The sequence below is a fragment of the Rhodopirellula sp. JB055 genome (assembly GCF_043100905.1).
In the GTDB taxonomy this organism is placed as follows: Bacteria; Planctomycetota; Planctomycetia; order Pirellulales; family Pirellulaceae; genus Rhodopirellula.
Map to the genome: position 1 here is coordinate 1 of NZ_JBICHO010000259.1, position 4,410 is coordinate 4,410.

The following is a 4,410-nucleotide window of genomic DNA, read 5'->3' on the forward strand; positions in this document are numbered from 1 at the left end:
AATGTGAACAGGATCGCGCGTTGTTCGGACGCAAATTGGCTTTGCAGGTATTGCTGGATGCCGGCGACGCTTTCGGCTTCGGTGTCGCGTTCTTCCCAGGGTTTCAGGACCAACACGGCGAATCCAACATTGGGACCGCCATTGCCACCGAGCAGGGAATATCCCGTCACGGACAACCAGTTCTGAACACCAGGGGTTTTTTGAAAGACCTGGTCCAGGTCTTTGATGACTTCGTCGGTGCGTTCTTTGCTGGCGGCATCGGGCAATTGGACATTGACGAACAGCACGCCTTGATCTTCATCGGGAACAAATCCGGTTGGCAACTGAGTGAGCATCCAACCCGTTGCCGCAATCAGGGCAATCGATGCGGCGGAAACGATGAGTGTCAGACGCACGAGTCGGGCCACTGCGGCGCCGTAAACTTCGGTGGCACGATCAAAGATCCGATTGAACAGCCGGAAGCCAATGAACTGAGTTTCTTTCGCGGGACGCAAGAAGAGCGCGCATAAGGCGGGACTGAGCGTCAACGCGTTGATCGTGCTGATGATGACCGAGGCTGAGATCGTTAGCGCGAATTGGCGAAACAATTCACCCGTGATTCCAGGCATGAAGGCACAAGGCACAAAGACTGCCAGCAATACCAGAGTGGTCGCGATCACCGGCCCGGTGATTTCCGACATGGCTTTGACCGCCGCATCTCGGCTGGACAATCCATCGGAGATATGCCGCGAAACATTTTCGACGACCACAATCGCATCGTCGACGACGATTCCAATGGCCAGCACGATGCCGAACAACGACAGCATATTCAAAGAAAAGCCGATGCACGCCATGATGGCGAAGGTGCCGATCAGCGAAACTGGAATTGCAGCGACGGGGACGATGGTGGCCCGCCAGTCTTGAAGGAAAATGAAGATGACGAGCACGACCAACACGATCGCCGACGCCAACGTGCTGTAGACCTCGTTGATGGACGCGGTAACAAACGCGGTCGCGTCGTAGGCGACTTGGTATTCGACGTCATCGGGCCAGTTCGCCGCGGAGGAAAGCTCCTCCATTTTTGCCCGAATCGCTTCGGCGGTTTCCAACGCGTTGGCGCCGGGCAACTGATAAATCGCGAGCGTTGCGGCCGCATCGCCGGTGAAGGAGCTGGAATAAGTGTAGGCCTCGGCCCCCAGTTCGATTCGAGCGAGATCACCCAGACGCAGCACTTCTCCGTTTTCGCCTGTGCGAACAATGATGTTTTCGAATTGTTCGACTTCCGTGAAGCGGCCCTGCGTGTTGATCGAGAATTGAAACGCCGTGCCTGGTTCCGCGGGCGGGGCGCCGATCTGTCCTGCCGCGACTTGGATGTTTTGTTCCGTGATGACTGCGACGATATCTTCGGTTGTCAGGCCACGTTGTTTCAGCAGACGTGGGTCCAGCCAGACTCGCATGCTGTAGTCGCCATCGCCGAACGATTGCACGTCGCCGACCCCTTTGATACGGCTGATTTCGTCTCGAACGTCGAGTGAAAAGTTGCTCAGATACAACCCATCGTGACTGCCGCCAGGCGATGTCAAAGCGAGGAATTGAAGCGTTTGGGTGGAGCGTTTTTTCGTTGTGATTCCTTGCGCTCGGACTTCTTGTGGCAAGGTGGCTTCGGCACTGCTGACCAAGTTTTGGACCAGCACCGAAGCGATGTCCAAATCCATGTCCAAATCAAAAGTGACCGTCAGCGTGTACAGGCCCTCGTTGGTACTGGTCGATGACATGTAGATCATGCCTTCGACACCGTTGACCGCTTGCTCGATGGGAGAAGCAACGGTTTCGGCGACTGTCCGCGCGTTGGCGCCGGGATAGACGGCGGTGACCTGCACCGTGGGGGGAGTGATCGGCGGGAACTTCTCGATTGGAAGACCAAAGAAGGAAACCGCGCCAGCGATCACGATCACGATGGAAATCACCGTGGCAAAGATCGGGCGATCAATGAAAAACTTCGACATGGTTCAGTCCGCAGTGGATGAATCGGAGGCGGGCTCATCTCGGGTCGGAGAGACCGTCGGTGTGGGTTCGGAACCGGATTCCGATTCAGCGGTGTCGGTGTTGGATTCAACCGCGGCGTTCAACATTGGGCTGTCTTGGGTCGATAACTCGGTTGGATTGGGGGTGACTTTGCTTCCCGGTCGAGCTCGTTGCAGTCCGTCGAGCACAAAGGTGTCATCGACGGTGAGATTGTCGGTGATCAATGCCCAGCCATCGAGAGTTTGGCCGATGGTGATTTCACGTTGTTCGATTTGGTTGTCGGCTCCCAGCAGCATCACGTAGGAGCCGGTTTGGTTTCGGACGATCGCTCGTTCAGGGATCAAAATCGCATTCTCAATCTCGCGAACGGGCAAGCGGATGATCACAAACATCCCGGGAAGTAATTTGCCGTCTTCGTTGTCGAAGTCGGCACGCAAACCGAAGGTTCCTGTTTTTTGATCGATGCCGCGTTGATCGACGTAATCCAGTTTTCCGGACAGCCATTGGTCCGTGTCGCCGTCGCGTTGCAAGTAGACAGGGATCTTCGACCATTCCTCCGGCGAATCCGAGGGTTCTTCGGTCTCGGGGCGAGCTTCGACGAGTTGCAGAAGTTTGCGATCGCTGATGCTGAAATTCGCGAAAATTTTCCGTTGGTCCACGACGGTCGCCAACGTGCTGCCAACTTCGACCAAATTGCCAAGTTTGATTTGGGTTTTAGAAACGCGTCCTTCGATTGGAGCGCGAACCACGGTGTACTTCAAATCCAACTCAGCCTGATCCAATTGGGCTTGAGCTTGCAACAATTTGGCTTTGTCGGCTTCGATGTTGGCTTCTGCGGCTTTTTGTTCTGCCAGGGCGGAATCGCGAGCAGCCAAGGCTGCATCCAGGGCGGCTTGGGAGCCTGCGTTGGACGCTTGCAATTGTCGCTCGCGTTTCAAGTCATTCTCGGCTTTTTCCACCGATACGAGAGCTGATGCCAGGCTGGCTTCGGTGACCTGAATGCTGGCTTTGGCAGCTTCAACCGATGCAGCGGCGGCGTTGCGATTGGCGAGGTAGGTGTCGGGTTCAATCCGGTAGAGTTCTTGATCTTCGCTGACGAACTGTCCTGGTTGAAAGGAAAGTTTTTCGACAAAGCCTCCTACCCGCGCTCGAACGTCTGCTTGTTCCACCGCTTCGGTCTCGCCGTTTTCTTCAATGAAAATCGTGAGACGTTGCTGAACGGGCTGGGCCACGGTCACGGTGGGAGGTGGCGGAGCCTGGTACTCATTGGAGGCAGGCGTGCAACCGACCAACGCCAGTGAAGTCAGGACCAGAAAGCAGAGAGCTTTCCAACGAGCGGTCGCGAATCGGATTTCGTTCATGCGTCAATTGGGGACTGCGTGATGAGCCATTGCGAAAAAGGGGCCGGCGGGAACCGCCCCCTTTCATTTTGGGGGTGGGGCAACGATGTGCAGCGATGAGAAATCGGATTCGCAGCGGGATCCCTGGGGCATCCTACACGACGGGGAATGAACGTCCTACGCGAGAACGTCTCCGCCGAAGAGTTCTCGCACTACAATCTGAGACCCCTGTTCTTCGCTTTCACGATCCATCTGCATGAATTCCACGCTCCAGCCTGAAACGACTCGTTTACCGAGACGCCCTCGCCACGGGGAGTTGTTGCTCGCCCTCGTGTCTCTGATGTTCGTCCAATCTTGTTTGTCGCCCGAGAATCAGATCCATCGCGTGGCTCTCAACGCCCTGTTTTTCTTGGTGGTTTTATCCGCAATTCGTTCGCTCACCGGGTCGGCCGCGCGAATGTGGGGCACGCTGCTGGCCGGGGTTTCGGCCTACGCGGCGTCCTGGGCCAACGAGATCACAGGGACAGCGTGGTTGGCGATCGTCAGTGATTCGTGCTTTGCTCTGGTGTTCGTTTTTTTGATCTATGCCGTTGGCGAGAATGTATTCGGCGAAGGCCCGATTGATGCGAATCGAATCATTGGTGCGGTGTCGATTTACTTTTTGCTCGGACTGCTTTGGGCTTTCCTGTACACCCTGGCAGCGCTTGTCCAACCGGGAGCGTTTTTGTTCCCAGTTGAGAACGCGGAGTCGACCGAGAACACGCGATTGCTCAGCGAGTTCATTTACTTCAGCAACGTGACGCTGACAACGCTCGGTTATGGCGATGTCGTTCCGTTGTCTCGACCAGCAAAAATGTTGGCGGTTTTGCAAGCCATGCTCGGGCAGCTTTACTTGGCGGTTGTGGTTGCACGCATGGTTGGCCTGCAAGTTTCACAAAAGTCGACCGAAGAGTCTGCCTGAAACAGCTCGTTAAATCAGGACACCGTCGATTGGTTGCAAGACTGCGGGCGTGTCGTTGTCACCGAGCATCTGGCGAGCGTCGATTTCAATGTTTCGGCACAGGGT

General features: G+C 55.9%; 3 protein-coding genes. 1 reads left to right on the forward strand and 2 read right to left on the reverse strand.

Annotation, left to right across the window (positions count from 1 at the left end):
- A partial coding sequence (locus tag ACF8AM_RS10570; RefSeq protein ID WP_392555609.1) for an efflux RND transporter permease subunit occupies window positions 1-1,985 on the reverse strand: 1,985 nt, incomplete at its 3' end.
- Between the two features lie 3 nt (window positions 1,986-1,988).
- Complete coding sequence (locus tag ACF8AM_RS10575) at window positions 1,989-3,365, reverse strand: efflux RND transporter periplasmic adaptor subunit (protein ID WP_392555610.1); 1,377 nt, start codon at window positions 3,363-3,365, stop codon at window positions 1,989-1,991.
- A 235-nt stretch (window positions 3,366-3,600) separates the two neighbouring features.
- Between ACF8AM_RS10575 and ACF8AM_RS10580 the strand changes: the two genes are divergently transcribed.
- A complete protein-coding gene (locus tag ACF8AM_RS10580; protein WP_392555611.1) occupies window positions 3,601-4,305 on the forward strand; it encodes a potassium channel family protein in 705 nt (234 codons plus the stop codon).
- Window positions 4,306-4,410: the final 105 nt, after the last annotated feature.